The organism is Mycobacterium hubeiense (assembly GCF_002838065.1).
Classification (GTDB): Bacteria; Actinomycetota; Actinomycetes; order Mycobacteriales; family Mycobacteriaceae; genus Mycobacterium; species Mycobacterium hubeiense.
In genome coordinates this window covers 174713-190914 of sequence record NZ_PIZU01000002.1, presented here as the reverse complement: position 1 = coordinate 190914, position 16202 = coordinate 174713, and the positions used below count along the sequence as shown (strand labels likewise).

Sequence of the window (16202 nt, the reverse complement as noted above, 5' to 3'; positions counted from 1 at the left end):
TCGGCGTGGCGCTTCGCCGACCGGTTGCGGGAGTTCCGCGGAGACGCCCACACCGCGGCCTGGACATCGGCCGGGTTCGACGCCGTCGAGATCGGGCTGCTGACCGAGTTGTATTGGGGTGTGCCGCTGAAGACCTACATCAGGAGCCGAGGCTGGTCCGAGGCCGAACTCGACGAGGGAATCGCCCGGCTGGAACGACGCGGGCTGGTGGCCGACGGCGGGCTGACCGACCACGGGCGCGCGGTGCGAGCAGATCGAGGTCAACACCGACGAGGCCTGCCGACCGATCGTCGACGGCCTCGCGGACGGCTTCGAGAATGCCGTGACGCTGTTGCGACGGTTCTCCACGGCGGTGCGCGACGAGCACGGCTACCCGGCTGCGGGGCCGCACGATCTGGCCGCGGCGGCGTGGCGCTAGCCGCGCTGGTGCTCGGCGACCCGACGTTGCGTCGGCGATAACCGCCGCGAATGGTGGCGGTGTTTGAGGAGAACTGTCAGCCATCGGGCGTCGATCAACATGGTTACGACTTTCTGGTCTAGGCGGTCTTTTTGATGAGCAGCGGCAGCAGTCGACGGCGCGCGACGATGCCTTCTTCGAAGTGGTACAGCGCTTCTGGCACCGACCCGGCGATCGGGAAGTCATCCAGGGCGCCGCAGGCGCGCAGCAGTTCGCGCACCTGCGGGCTCGGGATCAACGACCACTCCACGCCGCGGTCGAAGCACTCTTCATCGACGGCATAGAACAACGAAACACCGTGGCCGGAGAGCGAATTCACACCGCTGAGGTCGAGGATCACGGGCTTTTCGGGCAGCACGAATCGGCGCGCATACGCTTCGACGCGGTCGACGTTGTCGTCGTCGATATCACCGGTCACCGTCACCACGGTCGCGAGCTGACGGCACTGCGCGCGCAGTCGGGCACCATCACAGTCGAACGTCGGATTGCCGTACATAACGCCTCCCTTCGATCGCTGGAACCTTGTCACCAAAGCTAGGCCGCCAAAATAAGGCGGTCGGGAGCAACCACTAATACTTCGATAAGAACCGGATTTAGCCTGGTCAGTTACTTCGAGGTAACGCGGGCGTTAGCTGCGGCGGAATTGGCCGCCGGTGTAGTTCTCCCACGGGTTGTAGTCGGCGAGCAACGGTTCCTGCGGCGGGCGCTGATCTTCGGGCACGTGCTGCAGGTTGATCCGGATGCGGTACCAGATCGAACTCGGTCCACGCATGCCGTCCACCAAAACGTCTGCGGGCTGGAGCTTTTCGGCGACCGCAGGATACTTGTCACGCCACTGATCCAGCGCGGCCATCGCCTCGTCGCGGGTCTTGGTGCGGGCAATCTCGATGAGCGGCATCACCGATTGTCGTCGTCCGGTGCCCTTTTTCGCGCCGCGCGGCGCCTTCTCCGCGGGGCCCAGCCGATCCGCCAGGTCCAGCAATGCGTCCAAGCTGCCCGCCGAGGTGTCCATCGACTCCCAGGGGTCGCCGATCTCGGCGAAGCGCTGCGGCACCGTCGCCAGAGTGAACGCCTCCGGGCGGCAATCGGGCACCTCGTCCCAGCGCAGGGGCGTGGACACCCGCGCGTCGGGCGTTGCCCGCACCGAATACGCCGACGCGACCGTCCGGTCGAAGGCGTTCTGGTTGAAGTCGACGAAGACGCCTTCGCGTTCCTCTTTCCACCAGCGAGCGGTCGCCAGTTCCGGCGCCCGGCGTTCGACCTCGCGGGCCACCGCTTGCGCCGCGAGCCGGACGAACTTGAACGGCCACCGCGGCTGGATGCGGGCATAGATATGGAAGCCTCGTGAGCCCGACGTCTTCGGCCACGCCGTCAGCCCGTGATCTTCCAGCACCTCGCGGGCCACCAGCGCGACCCCGACGATCTGACGCCAGTCGACACCTGGCATCGGGTCCAGGTCGACGCGCAGCTCGTCGGGATGGGCCAGGTCGTCCGCGCGCACCGGATGCGGATTGAGGTCGACGCAGCCGAGGTTGACCGCCCAGGCCAGCCCGGCGGCGTCGTGAATCACCGCTTCTTTCGCCGAGGTGCCCGACGCGTACTTCAGCTCGGCGACGTCGACGTAGTCGGGCCGCTTCTCGGGGGCGCGCTTCTGAAATACCGCCTCTTCGGAGATGCCTTTGACAAACCGCTTGAGGATCATCGGCCGTTCGGCGACACCGCGCAGTGCACCGTCGGCGACAGCGAGGTAGTAGTTGACGAGGTCGAGCTTGGTGACGCCCAAATCTCCGAAGACGACTTTGTCGGGGTTGGTCACGGTGACCTCGCGACCGCCCACCTCCAGCGTGAGCGGACCGGCCATACCGTCATCGTAATTACCGGTCTGCGCGTCACACCGGTCACATATTGTGAGCGCATGCCGAAGCTAACTGATCTTCCGTTGCAGGCAGCGGCCAAAGTCCAGCAGTCCGTCGGGAAGTACGTCGAGCGCGGCGCGGCGGAACTGCATTACGCCCGCAAGATGTTCGAGGCCGGCGCGCTCAAGCTCGAACCGCCGCAAAACATGGCTGCGCTGGTCGCCGACATACGGCGGTGGGGTGAGATCGGCATGATCCCGTCGCTCAACGCCCGCCGCAGCCCGCACCGTCTCGCGATCATCGACGACGAAGGCGACCTGACGTTCAAGGAGCTCGACGACGCCGCCCACGCCGTCGCCAACGGTCTGCTGGCAATGGGTGTCAAGGGCGGTGACGGCGTGGCGATCCTGGCCCGCAACCACCGCTGGTTCCTCATCTCGGTGTACGCCGCCGCCCGCGTCGGCGCCCGCATCATCCTGCTCAACAGCGAGTTCTCGGGCCCGCAGATCAAGGAGGTCTCCGAGCGCGAGGGCGCGAAACTGATCATCTACGACGACGAATACACCCCCGCCGTCGCGCAGGCCGATCCGGAGCTGGGCAAGCTGCGGGCGCTGTCGAACAATCCGGACAAGCCGGAGCCGTCGGGCAGCACGGACGAAACGCTGGCCGACCTCATTGCGCGCACCGGCACCCAGCCCGCGCCGAAGGCCACCAAGCAGTCGTCGATCATCATCCTGACCAGCGGCACCACCGGTACGCCGAAGGGCGCCAACCGCAGTACGCCGCCGACGCTCGCGCCGATTGGTGGCGTGCTGTCGCATGTGCCGTTCAAGGCCGGCGAGGTGACGGCGCTTCCGGCGCCGATGTTCCACGCGCTGGGCTTCCTGCACGCCACGATCGCGATGATGCTGGGGTCGACGCTGGTGCTGCATCGACGGTTCAAGCCCGCGACGGTGCTCGAGGATATCGAGAAGCACAAGGTCACGGCGGTTGTGGTGGTGCCGGTGATGCTGTCGCGCATCCTCGACCAGCTGGACAAGACGACACCGAAGCCCGATTTGTCGTCGCTGCGGATCGTGTTCGTGTCCGGCTCGCAGCTGGGCGCCGAACTGGCCACCCGCGCGATGAAGGAGCTCGGTCCCGTCGTCTACAACCTGTACGGGTCGACGGAGGTGGCATTCGCGGCGATCGCGCGACCGCAGGACCTGTCGATCAACCCTGCGACGGTCGGGCCTGTGGTCAAGGGCGTCAAGGTCAAGATCCTCGACGACGACGGGAATGAGGTGCCGCAAGGGCAGGTCGGCCGGATCTTCGTCGGCAACTTCTTCCCGTTCGAGGGCTACACCGGCGGCGGTGGCAAACAGATCATCGACGGGTTGCTGTCCTCGGGTGATGTCGGCTATTTCGACGAGCACGGTCTGCTCTACGTCAGCGGCCGCGATGACGAGATGATCGTCTCCGGCGGCGAGAATGTGTTCCCCGCCGAGGTCGAGGACTTGATCAGCGGGCATCCCGATGTCGTCGAGGCGACGGCGCTCGGTGTGGAGGACAAAGAGTGGGGCGCGCGGCTGCGGGCGTTCGTCGTCAAAAAGGAGGGCGCTGACCTCACCGAGGACGACGTCAAGCAGTACGTGCGCGAGCACCTGGCCCGCTACAAGGTGCCGCGGGAGGTGATCTTCCTCGACGAGCTGCCGCGCAACCCGACAGGCAAGATCCTCAAGCGCGAGCTGCGCAATATAGAAGTCGAGTAGCGCTGCTCGCGGCTCAACTAGGTCGACATCATCGCGGCGCCGGGGATCGACAGGCACACGAGCATCAGCAGCAACAGGAACCAGCCGGCGCCCTGCCAGGCCGGCCACGCGCCCTGCGCCCTCCACAGGCGATAGGTCTTGGCGAACGCGCCGATGCCGCCGATCAACAGAATCGCGGGGACGATGGACGCCACGATCACCGAGCCGCGCGCGGTGACCGCATAGATCGCGAACGCGACGCCTGCCACCGCGACGACCACACCCACATAGATGGCCGCTTGGTGAAACGTGCCGGGCCGGTCGAAGCGCTTCTCAACGTCATGGGTCATGCCTGACGGGTTCCCCTGCCGCCAAGCGCCGAAACGCAAGGGGTTTACGGGTCGCGGGGCAGGCCCAGCAGCCGCTCGGCGATGATGTTCAGCTGCACCTCGGTGGTGCCGCCGTAAATCGTGGTGGCGCGGCTGGCCAGCAGGTACTGCGCCCACTTGCCGGGCTCCCGCTTCGGGTCGCCGATCGCGCCGTCGGTGCCGAACGACGACACCGCGAACTCGGCATAACCCTGGCCGGTGCGCATCGACAGCAGCTTGGAGATCGCCGCCGCGGGCATCGCGTCCCCGCCGGCCAGCGTCAGCAGCGTCGAGCGCATGTTGAGCACCTTGGCGGCGTGGCCCTCGGCGATCAGATGTCCGGCCTTGTTCTGCTGAATCTGGTCGAAATGCCCGTCGCGGATGAAGTCGACGAACTGGTCGAGGTTCGCCAGGAACGGCGGCTCGCTGCTGCCGATCGACACCCGCTCGTTGGTCAGTGTGTTGCGGCTGACTTCCCAGCCGCGATTCACCTCGCCGAGCACGAATTCGTCTGGGACGAACACGTCGTCGATGAAGACGGTGTTGAACATCGCGTTGCCGGTCAGCTCACGCAGCGGCTTCACCTCGACACCCTTGCTGCGCATATCCAGCAGGAAGTACGTGATGCCGTTGTGTTTCGGCGCATTTGGATCCGTCCGCGCCAGCAGCGCACCCCACTGCGAGAACTGCGCGCCGGTCGTCCAGATCTTCTGCCCGGTGATCCGCCAGCCGCCGTCGACCTTGGTGGCCTTGGTGGTCAGGCTTGCCAGGTCCGACCCGGCACCGGGCTCGGAAAACAGCTGGCACCAAATCATTTCGCCGCGGAATGTGGGCGGCAGGAAGCGCTGCTTCTGCTCTTCGGTGCCGAACGCGACGATCGACGGGATGATCCACGCGGCGATGCCCATCTGCGGTCGCTTCACCCGGCCCGCGGTGAACTCCTGCGCGATGATGATCTGCTCGACAGGGCTCGACGCGCGACCCCACGGCTTGGGCAGATGCGGCTGCACCCAACCGCCCTCGGCGATCGCGACGTTGCGCTCTTCGCGTGGAATCGCTTTGAGCGCAGCGACTTCCGCGCGGATCTGCTCCCGTAGCTTCTCGGTCTCCGGGTCGAGGTCGATGTCGACCTTGCGCATGCCGGTGCTCGTCGCGGTGTCGACGACCTGCTGCGGGTAGTCAGCGGAGCGCCCGAAGCACGCCGCCAGCACCAGCGCCCGGCGATAGTAGATGTTGCAGTCGTGCTCCCAGGTGAACCCGATACCGCCGTGCACCTGGATGCAGTCCTGCGTACAGCGCTGCGCGGCCGCAGGCGCCAGCGTGGCGGCGACGGCGGCGGCGAACTCGTAAAGGCTGTCCTGCGAGTGGGTTTCGGCGTACTCGTCGATGGCGCGGGCGGCGTCCCACACCGCGGCGGTGGCACGTTCGGTGTCGGCGATCATCTCGGCGCACTTGTGCTTGATGGCCTGGAACTGGCCGATCGGGCGGCCGAACTGCTCGCGGATCTTGGCGTAGGCCGCCGCGGTGTCGGTGGCCCACCGCGCAACGCCGATGGCCTCCGCCGAGAGCAGCGTGGACATCAGCGCGCGCGCCAGCGTCCGGCTGAGGTTGGAGAGCACCCGGTCGTCGCCGATCTCGACGGCGTTGGCGCGCACGTGGGCCAACGGGCGCAGCGGGTCGACGCTTGACACCGGCTCGATCTCGAGCTGGTCGGCTTCCAGTACCACCCACTCCTCGCCGCTCTCGATCGCGACCGGCAGCACCAGCACCGAGGCCTGCGCCGCGGCGGGCACCGCGCGGACCTCGCCGCGGATGACCAGGCCGTCCCCGTGGCGGGTGGCGGTCAGGCCGGAGTCGATGGCGTACGCGGCGATGACGTTGCCCGACGCCAGGTCGTTGAGGATCTTGGCCTCGGGGTCATGCGCGGCGATCAGCGCGCTGGCGATCGCCGACGGGACGAACGGACCGGGCACCGCGCCGTAGCCGAACTCGGCGACGACGATAGCCAACTCCAGGATGCCGAAGCCTTGTCCGCCAACGGATTCGGAGAGGTGCACACCCTGCAGGCCCTGCTCGGCGGCGGCCTTCCAGTACGGCGGCGGATTGGAGATCGGCGTTTCCAGCGCTTCGTGCAAAACCTCGGACGGCGCTACCCGCGCCACCAGGGACCGCACCGAATCGGCCAGGTCGTTGTGCTCAGAAGTGACTGCGATGGGCATAGCCTCGTTGCCTTCCCTATTAATCGGTCGGTTGGGGCCGAGCCTACCCGTGGGAGTTCACCACGTTAACTAGGTCCTGCCCGTCGCGCAGCCTGCGGCAGTTGTCGACGGCCTCGGTCAGGTATCGCCGCATCGTGTCGACGGTGTACCAGGTGACATGAGGCGTGACGACGACGTTGTCCAGCCTCAGCAGCGGGTGCTCGGCGGGTATCGGCTCGACGGCGAAGACATCGAGCCCCGCCGCGGCGATGCGGCGTTCCCGCAGCGCGTCGACCAGCGCGTCCTCGTCGATGATCGGGCCGCGTGAGGTGTTGACCAGCACCGCATCCGGTTTCAGCCGCGCCAACGCGTCCGCGTCGAGCAGGTGGTGCGTCTGCTCGGTGAGCGGTAGATGCAGGGACACGATGTCGCTGGCGGCCAGCAGCTCCGGCAGCGGCCGCCAACTGGGCAGGCCGTCGTCGCGGGTATTCGTGTGCAGCACTTGCGCGCCCATTGCCGCGACAATCTGTTCGACGCGCTTGGCGACATTGCCGTAGCCGATCAGCCCGACGGTGCACCCCCCGATGTCGCGCACCGTTTCGCCGAGGCTGGGATCCGACGGCCAGCCCTTGCCGGCGCGGGTGGCGCGGTCGAGTTCGGGCAGCCGGCGTAGCGCGGCCAGCATCAGCAGCACCGTGCCCTCGGCGACCGACGGGGCGTTGGCGCCGGGCATATTCGCCACCGCGATGCCGCGACGGGTCGCTGTGCCGACGTCGATGGTGTTGACGCCCGCACCCATCTTGTGCACGAGCTTCAACTGCGTGGCCTTCTCCAGGTCCGGGCCCGAAAGAGGCCGCAGCACATGCCAAATTACCTCGGCGTCGGGCAGCTCGCGGTAGAAGGTGTCGTCGTCGTCCTCGGCGCAGTACCGAATGTCGAGCCAATCGGTTTCGGGCGCAAGGAATTCCAGCACCTTGTCGCCGGGTGTGAAGTGGGCGAGGACTCTTACCGCCACCGTTTGGCGATCCATTTGGCGATCGTATCGGCCTGCTCGCTGCGAGCCCCCGGGGTGGTGAAGTAGTGATCGCTGTCGATGGCCACCTGGGTCTTGTCCCTGCTGGCCAGCGCGTCGTAAATGCGTTGCGCGTCAGAAGGGTAGACGCCGGTGTCCTGCTCGGCGTTGATCACCAGGGCCGGACAGGTGATGCGGGCCAGATGCGGCTCGGCGCGCGTCTGCGCGTGGCGCAGGCTCCACATGCCCAGCCAGCTGCGCAGCGTGCACGCCGCCGCAATGCCGTGCGCCGAGCGGTTGGCCTTCACTGGGAGGCCCGCGTAGCACATGTTCGCGGGGCGCTTTGTGGGCTCGAGCGTGGGATCCACCATGCGCGGATCGGCCCAGGTACGCATGACGGTGAACGGCCGGTCGGAGAAGCCGGCCGCGCGCACCCGTTTGTATTCCGTCTCAACCCAATCGGTGATCGCGTTGTTGCGCGCAACCTGCGCGGCCCGGTAGCGCTCGACGAATTCCGGCGAGAACGGGGGACCGTTGCGTTCATCGAAGAGGTCGAGGTCCGGATTGGTGGCGATGGGGTCGGCTTCGTCGACGACGGACGCATCCATCCACGCGGTCAGCACGTCGGGGCGGCCGGGATGCGCGGCGCTGGTGACAAAGCCGTCGGCGGCGGGCAGATCATTGAGCCCGGCCGCGGGCCGCATACCTTCCAGAGGTGTCACATGCGGTTTGACGGCCTGCGCTTGGTAGGCCGCCATCAGTGAGCCACCGCCGGAGTTGCCCAGCAGCACAATCGTTTCCACACCCTGCACTTCGCGCAGCCATCGCACGCCGACGCCGATGTCGACCAGCGCGTGGTCGAGTAGAAAGCTGCTCTCATAGCCGCGGTAGCGGGTGTTCCAGCCGAGGAAGCCGATGCCGCGGGTGGCCATGTAATCGGCGAGATAGTGCTCCGAGAAGTCGATTTGGTAGTGCACGGCGATCATCGCCACCTTCGGCTTGCGGCCCACGCCGCGGTGATAAAGGCCCTGGCATGGGTGGCCACCCGACCCTGCCCGCCGTGCGGTCGGAGAGTCCAGCCCGACGAACTCGCGGGTGACGCCTGGTGCTGCTGCCCCCGGTGTTCTGGTCATGTCAGCCCGCTCTCCTTGTGGTAGATGGTGCGATAGAAGATATTGGCCAAGATGCTGATGCACGCTTCGTCGTCGACGGCATCGTTTCCTCCGGCCAGCTTGGTGTAGCAGAACTGGTTGAGCATCGACACCATCGCGACTGCGATGAGGTGTGGGTCGTCGTCGGGGCAGAAGCCTTGGCGCTGAGCCTGTTTCACGGTCGTCGTGATCAAGGAGATCGGCAGTTCGCAGATCTCGGCCCAGTACTGGGCGAAGTCGTCGTTGATCATCGCGAGTTGGGAGATCCCGATGATCTCGGCGAGGCGGTGGCGGTAGGTGTACCAGTGCGCTGCGACTGCCTCGTATGAGCGTTCCCAGTTGGACAGCCCGGGGTTCGCGGCCGCGCGGGACCGGTCGCGGGCCTCGTCGCGGAAGCGCACCGCCCACTCGCGGACCATCGCTTCCTTGGAGTCGTAGTAGTTGTAGAACGACGCGGTCGACTTGCCGGCTTCGGCCGCGATATCCGAAATCGTCGTGGCCAGAATGCCTTTGCGGGCGATCACCGCGCGTGCGGCCGCGTCGATGGCCGCCTGCGTCTGCCGGCCGCGCACCGTCGGCAACTGCTCACGCGGGCTGGCGGTCACCGCACTCCTTCGGCCATTGATCGAAACTGAATCTGATGTTAGATTCAGTTTCTGGATTTCGCCAGAGGAGTTGCGCATGATCAAGCCGAACAATCCGAATCCTGAGTTCGAGCTCGGCGGCATCAACCACGTGGCACTGGTGTGTTCGGACATGGAGAAGACGGTCGACTTCTACAGCAACGTGCTGGGCATGCCGTTGGTCAAGTCGCTGGATCTGCCGGGCGGCATCGGGCAACACTTCTTCTTCGACGCCGGCAACGGCGACTGCGTGGCGTTCTTCTGGTTCCGGGATGCACCCGACGGCGTGCCGGGCATATCGGCGCCCGCCGCGATCCCGGGAATCGGCGAGATCGTCAGCGCCACCGGCTCGATGAACCACCTGGCCTTCCACGTGCCGCCGGAGAAGTTCGACGAGTACCGGCAGAAGTTGAAGGCCAAAGGCGTGCGGGTGGGCCCCATCCTCAACCACGACGAAAGTGAAGCCCAGGTTTCGCCGACGGTGCACCCCGGCGTATATGTGCGGTCGTTCTACTTCTTCGACCCGGACGGCATCACCCTCGAATTCGCCTGCTGGACCAAGGAATTCACGTCTGAGGATGCTCAGGTGGCGCCCAAGACGGCTGCCGACCGGCGCCGGCCCGTGACGGCCTAGTTCTTCGTCGCCTCGACGAAGTAGCCCCGCGGCACGTCGGGCACGTCGAGTGGCACCGCTGGCGCGAACCACCGGCCCCACCGGTTGCCGGGTTCGGCCACGTCGGTCACGCGGGCCGACCAGCCATGGCGCTCCGCCAATTCCCCAGGCTCGTCGGTGCCGAACAACCATGGAGCGCCCTGTTTGGCCATGGACTGGCGCACGGGCGTGAGCATGGCCGCCTCGAGCAGGGTCTTGCCGACGACGTCGTACAGCAGCACAGAACCCGGCGCCGACAGCGTGTCGATGCGTGCGAACAGTGTGCGAACGGCGCGCTCTTCGAGGTATTGCAGCAGTCCCTCGATCAACCACACCGTCGGCGCCGTAGCGTCAAAGCCCTGCGCCCGTAGCGCTTTCGGCCAGTCGTCGACGAGGTCGACGCCGATGGCGACCCGCCGGCAGCGCGGCTGGTCGTCGGCCAGCAGTTTCGCCTTGGCCTCGATGACCGCGGGCTGATCCAGCTCGTAGACCGCGGTGTCGTCGGGCCAGGACAGCCGGTATGCCCGGGCGTCCATCCCGGCGGCGAGGATGACGACCTGCCTGACCCCGTCGACGGCCTTCAGCAGCGCCTCGTCCCAGAAGCGGGTGCGGACGATGATCTGCGCGGTGCTTTGTTCGCCGGTTTCGGCGACGGCGTTGGCGAGTAACCGCCGTCCCGTCTCGCCGGCCAGCTTCTCTGCGAACGGATCGGTGAACAGCGGATCCTTACGCCGCGATTCCTCCGCGCGGATCGCCGCGACCAGAGGCCCCGTTCCTGCTACTGCCTCTCCGACGCTGTCCATGCCGCCCATCATGCAGCAGCCCGGCCGCACTATTCGGACCGGTACAGCCGCGCGTCGGCGAGCTGGTTCAGCAGCGCGGCCAACTGGTCGACGAGCTCGTCGTCACCGAGCTCAATCTCACCCGCGAGCCATGCACTGATAGCCTGCGCGACGCCGCCGACCACGAAATGCGTTGTGGCCTTGATCCATTCGTTCTCGGCGACCCGATACGCGTTGGTGACGTGCTGGCCTGACAGCGCCGCGAACAGACCGCCGAGTTCGCCGCGCTTGCGCACCAACACCGCGTTGGACAGCTTGGAACTGAACAGCAGCCGCCCCACCCGCGGATCCCCGGCGATGACCCGTACGAGGTTGGCGATGCCGGCCCGGTTCTGCTCGTCGCGTGGCGCCGCGGCGACGGCGGCCTGGGTGGTGGCCGCGATGTCGCCGACGACCCAGTCGAACACCGCGGCGACGAACTCGTCTTTGTCGGCGAAGCTCTCGTAGAAGTAGCGCACCGAGACGCCGGCCCGCCCGCAGATACCGCGCACGGTCAATTCGGCCGGGGCATCTTCGCCACCCAGCAAGTCGAGCCCAGCCTCCAGCAGCGCACGCCGCCGTTGCGCCACCCGCTCGGCGGCCTCGACGCCGCGATAGGGCCGGACTTGTGTCATGGGCTCCATCTTGACACCTGTCAGCGCAGCGGGCAATATTAGGAAACAAGCGTTCTCACATTTGGGCGCATTGCCGATAGGGGTGTCGATGACGATCGTCGAGCGGCCGGTCAGTGAATCCGCGCAGGTACCGCAGCCTCGACCGCGGCGGGGCGCCGGCATCGAAGACGGCCTGATGGGCGTCGCCCTGCTGGCTGGGCCCGCCAACGTCATCATGCAGCTGGCCCGCCCGGGCGTCGGCTACGGCGTCCTCGAGAGCCGGGTCGAGAGCGGGCGCGTCGACCGGCACCCGATCAAGCGGGCGCGCACCACCTTCACCTATCTCGCGGTGGCCACCAAGGGCAGCGACGAGCAGAAGGCGGCGTTCCGCCGCGCCGTGAACAAGGCGCACGCGCAGGTCTATTCGACCGACGAAAGCCCGGTGAGGTACAACGCCTTCGACAAGGACCTGCAGCTGTGGGTGGCGGCATGCCTCTACAAGGGTGCGGTCGACGTGTACCGGATCTTCGTCGGTGAGATGGACGAAGAGACCGCCGATCAGCACTACCGCGAGAGCATCACCTTGGGCACCACGTTGCAGGTGCCACCGGAGATGTGGCCGGCCGATCGCGCGGCGTTCGACAAGTACTGGCAGGAATCGCTGGAGCAGGTCCACATCGACGACACCGTCCGCGAGTTTCTGTATCCGATCGCCGCGTCGCGGGTCAAGGGAGTGAAGCTGCCCGGGCCGCTGCAGCGCATGAACGACAGCATCGCGCTTCTGATCACGACCGGCTTTCTGCCGCAACGGTTCCGCGATGAGATGCGGTTGCCGTGGGACGCCGCGCGCCAGCGCCGGTTCGACCGGCTGATGGCGGTGTTGCGCACGGCCAACCACATCATGCCGAGCTTCATCCGCCAGTTCCCGTTCAATGTCCTGCTCAAGGATCTGGACTGGCGGATCAGGACGGGCCGCCCGCTGGTGTAGCGGCCGCTCCGGTCGCGCCCCGGGCGAGTGTGCGCTGGCTGCTTTGACTGTGCGCTGGCTGCGGGATTCGTCGATGTTGACGACGGTAGATGCACACTCGCCGCGGTGATCGCACACTCGACACCGATTCAGGCAGACGCTCCAGCGGCTCCCAAGCAGACTCCCAAGAGATTCACAGCACACGGCCGCGCTTTGCAGGAATAAAATTAGTTTGCCTAACATACTAGTTGTTAGGCGCGACGATGCGCCGCCCCTTCCTGTGATTTGCCTAGAGGACTTGTGATGTCGACTGATGCCCGGATTGCCGAGTTGTACGCCACCGACCAGCAATTTTCCAATGCCCAACCCAGTGCGGCCGTCAACGCGGTCATCGACCGGCCCGACCTCCGGCTACCGCAGATCGTGCGGGAGGTGATGGCGGGGTATGCCGATCGGCCCGCGCTCGGGCAGCGCGCTGTCAATCTCGTCACGGACCCGCAAACCGGCCGCACCTCCGCCGAACTGTTGCCGCAGTTCGACACCATCACCTACCGCCAGCTCGGCGACCGCATCCAGGCGGTGACCAACGCCTGGCACAACCATCCCGTCAAGCCCGGCCACCGCGTCGCGATCCTCGGCTTCACCAGTGTCGACTACACGACCATCGACATCGCGCTGATCCAGCTCGGCGCCGTGTCGGTGCCCCTGCAGACCAGCGCGCCGGTCGAGCAGCTGCGACCCATCATCGCCGAGACCGAGCCGACCGTGATCGCGTCGAGCATCGACTTCCTTTCCGACGCCGTCGAACTCATCAAAGACGGGCCCGCCCCCGCCCGGTTGGTGGTGTTCGACTACCGCCCCCAGGTCGACGATCAGCGTGAGGCGTTCGAGGCGGCCAGGTCCGCACTCGCCGGCACCGGCGTGATCGTCGAAACGCTGGCCGACGTACTGGACCGCGGGCGATCTCTCGCCGACGCGCCGCCGCACATCTCCGGTCAGGACGATCCGCTGACCCTGCTCATCTACACCTCCGGCAGCACCGGCGCACCGAAAGGCGCCATGTACCTTCAGAGCAAGGTCGCCAACATCTGGCGGGCCGCGGCGAAAATGGGCTGGGACGACCGGCAGGCCACGCTGCCCTCGATCACGTTGAACTTCATGCCGATGAGCCACGTGATGGGCCGCGGCATCCTCTACGCGTCGATAAGCTCCGGCGGCACAGCCTATTTCGCAGCGCGCAGCGACCTGTCGACGTTCTTGGAAGACCTCGCACTGGTGCGGCCCACGCAGCTGAACTTCGTGCCGCGCATCTGGGACATAATCTTCCAGGAGTATCAGAGCGAGGTCGACCGACGCGGCCCAGGCTCCGAGGCCGCGGTGCTGGCCGAGTTCCGGCGCAACGTGCTGGGCGGCCGGTTCGTCAGCGCTTTGACTGGATCCGCGCCGATCTCACCGGAAATGAAAGCGTGGGTCGAGAGCCTGCTCGAGATGCACCTGCTGGAGGGGTACGGCTCGACCGAAGCCGGCTCCGTCTTCGTCGACGGGCGCATCCAGCGTCCGCCGGTGATCGACTACAAGCTGGTTGACGTCCCCGAGCTCGGCTACTTCCACACCGACCGGCCGCATCCGCGCGGCGAGCTGCTGGTCAAATCCGAGCAGATGTTCCCCGGCTACTACAAGCGCCCGGCGATCACCGCGCAGATGTTCGACGAAGACGGCTACTACCGCACCGGCGACATCGTCGCCGAGATCGGCCCGGATCAACTGGAGTACCTGGACCGCCGCAACAATGTGCTCAAGCTGTCGCAGGGCGAGTTCGTCACGGTCTCCAAGCTCGAGGCGGTGTTCGCCAACAGCCCGCTGGTGCGCCAGATCTACATCTACGGCAACAGCTCTCGCTCCTATCTGCTGGCAGTCGTGGTACCCGTCGACGGCGCGACCAAGTCGCAGATCAGCGAATCGCTGCAGGAGGTCGCGAAGGCTGCCGGCCTGCAGTCCTATGAGATCCCCCGCGACTTCATCATCGACACAACGCCTTTCACGCTGGAGAACGGGTTGCTGACCGGCATCCGCAAGCTGGCGCGGCCGAAACTCAAGGAGCACTACGGCGAGCGGCTCGAGCAGCTGTACGCCGAGCTGGCCGACAGCCAGGCCAACGAGCTGCGGGCGCTGCGTCAGACAGGCGCGGACGGGCCGGTGTCAGACACCGTCAGCCGGGCCGCCGGCGCACTCCTTGGCGCGGCCGCAGGTGACGTCAAGCCCGACGCGCACTTCACCGATCTGGGTGGAGATTCATTGTCCGCATTGACGTTCGCCAACCTGCTTCGCGAGACTTTCGACGTCGACGTGCCCGTCGGCGTCATCGTCAGCCCGGCCACCGACCTGGCCGGTATCGCGCGCTACATCGAGGCCAAGCGACAAGGCAGCAAGCGGCCCACATTCGCCAGCGTCCACGGCCGGGACGCGACCGCGGTGCACGCCAAGGACCTGACACTGGACAAGTTCATCGATCCCCAAACACTGGCTGCCGCACCATCATTGCCGGGTCCCAGCGCGGAGGTTCGCACCGTGCTGCTCACCGGCGCGACCGGATTCCTCGGCCGCTATCTGGCGCTGGAATGGCTGGAACGGATGTCGCTCGTCGGTGGGAAGGTGATCTGCCTGGTGCGCGGCAAGGACGACGCCGCCGCAAAAGCCCGCCTGGACAAGACGTTCGACAGCGGCGACCCCAAGCTGTTACAGCACTATCGCGAACTGGCCGCCGAGCATCTGGACGTCATCGCAGGAGACAAGGGCGAAGCCAACCTCGGCCTGGCGCCGCAGACCTGGCAGCGGCTCGCCGACACCGTCGACCTCATCGTCGACCCGGCCGCCCTAGTCAATCATGTGCTGCCCTACAGCGAGTTGTTCGGGCCCAACGCGCTGGGCACCGCTGAACTGATCCGCATCGCGCTGACCACGAAACTCAAGCCCTACAGCTATGTTTCGACGATCGGCGTCGGCTGGGGCATCAAGCCCGGCGAATTCATCGAGGACGCCGACATCCGGCTGATCAGCCCCACCCGCACAATCGACGACACCTACGCCAACGGCTACGGCACCAGCAAGTGGGCCGGCGAGGTGCTGCTGCGCGAGGCGCACGATCTGTGCGGGCTGCCGGTGTCGGTGTTCCGCTGCGACATGATCCTGGCCGACGTCACCTATGACGGCCAGCTCAATCTGCCCGACATGTTCACGCGGTTGATGCTGAGCCTGGTGGCCACCGGCATCGCGCCCGCGTCGTTCTACGAGCTCGACGCCGACGGCCACCGCCAGCGCGCCCATTACGACGGTCTGCCAGTGGAATTCATCGCCGAGGCGATCTCGGCGCTGAGCCCGCTGGACGGCTTCGAGACGTTCCACGTGATGAACCCGTACGACGACGGCATCGGCCTCGACGAGTTCGTCGACTGGCTGATCGACGCCGGATACCCGATTCACCGGGTCGACGACTACGCCGACTGGTTGGCGCGTTTCGAGACCGCGATGCGCGCGCTGCCCGAACGTCAGCGGCAGTACACGCTGCTTCCGCTGCTGCACAACTATCAACGGCCGGAGCGTCCGATCCGCGGATCCGTCGCGCCCACCGACCGGTTCCGCACCGCCGTGCAGGACGCGAAAATCGGCCCGGACAAAGACATTCCGCACGTCTCACCGCAGATCATCGTGAAATACATCACCAACCTGCAGCTCGTCGGACTGCTGTAGCCTCGC

General features: G+C 66.5%; 14 protein-coding genes. 5 read left to right on the top strand and 9 right to left on the bottom strand.

Going from position 1 to position 16202, the window contains the following annotated elements; genetic code table 11:
• Positions 1 to 24: 24 nt before the first annotated feature.
• Positions 25 to 459: a helix-turn-helix domain-containing protein gene (locus tag CWS39_RS02550; RefSeq protein ID WP_199177924.1), complete on the top strand. Its 435-nt coding sequence runs from the start codon at positions 25 to 27 to the stop codon at positions 457 to 459.
• 77 nt (positions 460 to 536) lie between these two features.
• Here the strand turns inward: CWS39_RS02550 and CWS39_RS02545 are convergent, their stop codons facing one another.
• Positions 537 to 953: an STAS domain-containing protein gene (locus CWS39_RS02545; protein WP_102141336.1), complete on the bottom strand. Its 417-nt coding sequence runs from the start codon at positions 951 to 953 to the stop codon at positions 537 to 539.
• Between the two features lie 132 nt (positions 954 to 1085).
• Positions 1086 to 2318 (bottom strand): DNA polymerase domain-containing protein, encoded by a 1233-nt coding sequence (locus CWS39_RS02540; RefSeq protein ID WP_102141335.1) that lies wholly within the window; start codon positions 2316 to 2318, stop codon positions 1086 to 1088.
• A 54-nt stretch (positions 2319 to 2372) separates the two neighbouring features.
• On the opposite strand from CWS39_RS02540, the gene fadD2 reads away from it, so the two are divergent.
• Complete coding sequence (gene fadD2 / locus CWS39_RS02535; RefSeq protein ID WP_102141334.1) at positions 2373 to 4064, top strand: long-chain-fatty-acid--CoA ligase FadD2; 1692 nt, start codon at positions 2373 to 2375, stop codon at positions 4062 to 4064.
• A gap of 17 nt (positions 4065 to 4081) precedes the next feature.
• On the opposite strand, the gene CWS39_RS02530 is transcribed toward fadD2, so the two are convergent.
• The 5 genes from CWS39_RS02530 to CWS39_RS02510 are packed head-to-tail and all read right to left on the bottom strand — an operon-like array spanning position 4082 to position 9377.
• Entirely contained in the window at positions 4082 to 4393 is a 312-nt protein-coding gene (locus CWS39_RS02530) for a hypothetical protein (protein WP_102141333.1), read from the bottom strand.
• Positions 4394 to 4437: 44 nt separating this feature from the next.
• Positions 4438 to 6630, bottom strand: coding sequence for an acyl-CoA dehydrogenase family protein (locus tag CWS39_RS02525; protein WP_102141332.1), 2193 nt, complete (start codon positions 6628 to 6630; stop codon positions 4438 to 4440).
• Between the two features lie 43 nt (positions 6631 to 6673).
• Positions 6674 to 7639 (bottom strand): 2-hydroxyacid dehydrogenase, encoded by a 966-nt coding sequence (locus tag CWS39_RS02520; RefSeq protein WP_102141331.1) that lies wholly within the window; start codon positions 7637 to 7639, stop codon positions 6674 to 6676.
• A complete protein-coding gene (locus tag CWS39_RS02515) occupies positions 7615 to 8754 on the bottom strand; it encodes an alpha/beta hydrolase (RefSeq protein WP_102141330.1) in 1140 nt (379 codons plus the stop codon). The genes CWS39_RS02520 and CWS39_RS02515 overlap by 25 nt, the downstream gene beginning before the upstream one ends.
• Positions 8751 to 9377: a TetR/AcrR family transcriptional regulator gene (locus CWS39_RS02510; RefSeq protein ID WP_102141329.1), complete on the bottom strand. Its 627-nt coding sequence runs from the start codon at positions 9375 to 9377 to the stop codon at positions 8751 to 8753. The genes CWS39_RS02515 and CWS39_RS02510 overlap by 4 nt, the downstream gene beginning before the upstream one ends.
• 76 nt (positions 9378 to 9453) lie before the next feature.
• On the opposite strand from CWS39_RS02510, the gene CWS39_RS02505 reads away from it, so the two are divergent.
• On the top strand, positions 9454 to 10029 hold the full coding sequence (locus tag CWS39_RS02505; RefSeq protein WP_102141328.1) for a VOC family protein: 576 nt from the start codon (positions 9454 to 9456) through the stop codon (positions 10027 to 10029).
• On the opposite strand, the gene CWS39_RS02500 is transcribed toward CWS39_RS02505, so the two are convergent.
• Positions 10026 to 10850, bottom strand: a complete 825-nt coding sequence (locus CWS39_RS02500; protein ID WP_199177923.1) for an SAM-dependent methyltransferase — start codon at positions 10848 to 10850, stop codon at positions 10026 to 10028. The two genes, CWS39_RS02505 and CWS39_RS02500, sit on opposite strands and share 4 nt — an antisense overlap.
• Positions 10851 to 10879: 29 nt before the next feature.
• Positions 10880 to 11512, bottom strand: a complete 633-nt coding sequence (locus CWS39_RS02495) for a TetR/AcrR family transcriptional regulator (protein WP_431306073.1) — start codon at positions 11510 to 11512, stop codon at positions 10880 to 10882.
• 79 nt (positions 11513 to 11591) lie between these two features.
• On the opposite strand from CWS39_RS02495, the gene CWS39_RS02490 reads away from it, so the two are divergent.
• Both CWS39_RS02490 and car read left to right on the top strand, forming a co-directional pair.
• A complete protein-coding gene (locus tag CWS39_RS02490; protein ID WP_102141326.1) occupies positions 11592 to 12470 on the top strand; it encodes an oxygenase MpaB family protein in 879 nt (292 codons plus the stop codon).
• 282 nt (positions 12471 to 12752) lie between these two features.
• Positions 12753 to 16196 (top strand): carboxylic acid reductase, encoded by a 3444-nt coding sequence (car, locus tag CWS39_RS02485; RefSeq protein ID WP_102141325.1) that lies wholly within the window; start codon positions 12753 to 12755, stop codon positions 16194 to 16196.
• Positions 16197 to 16202: the final 6 nt, after the last annotated feature.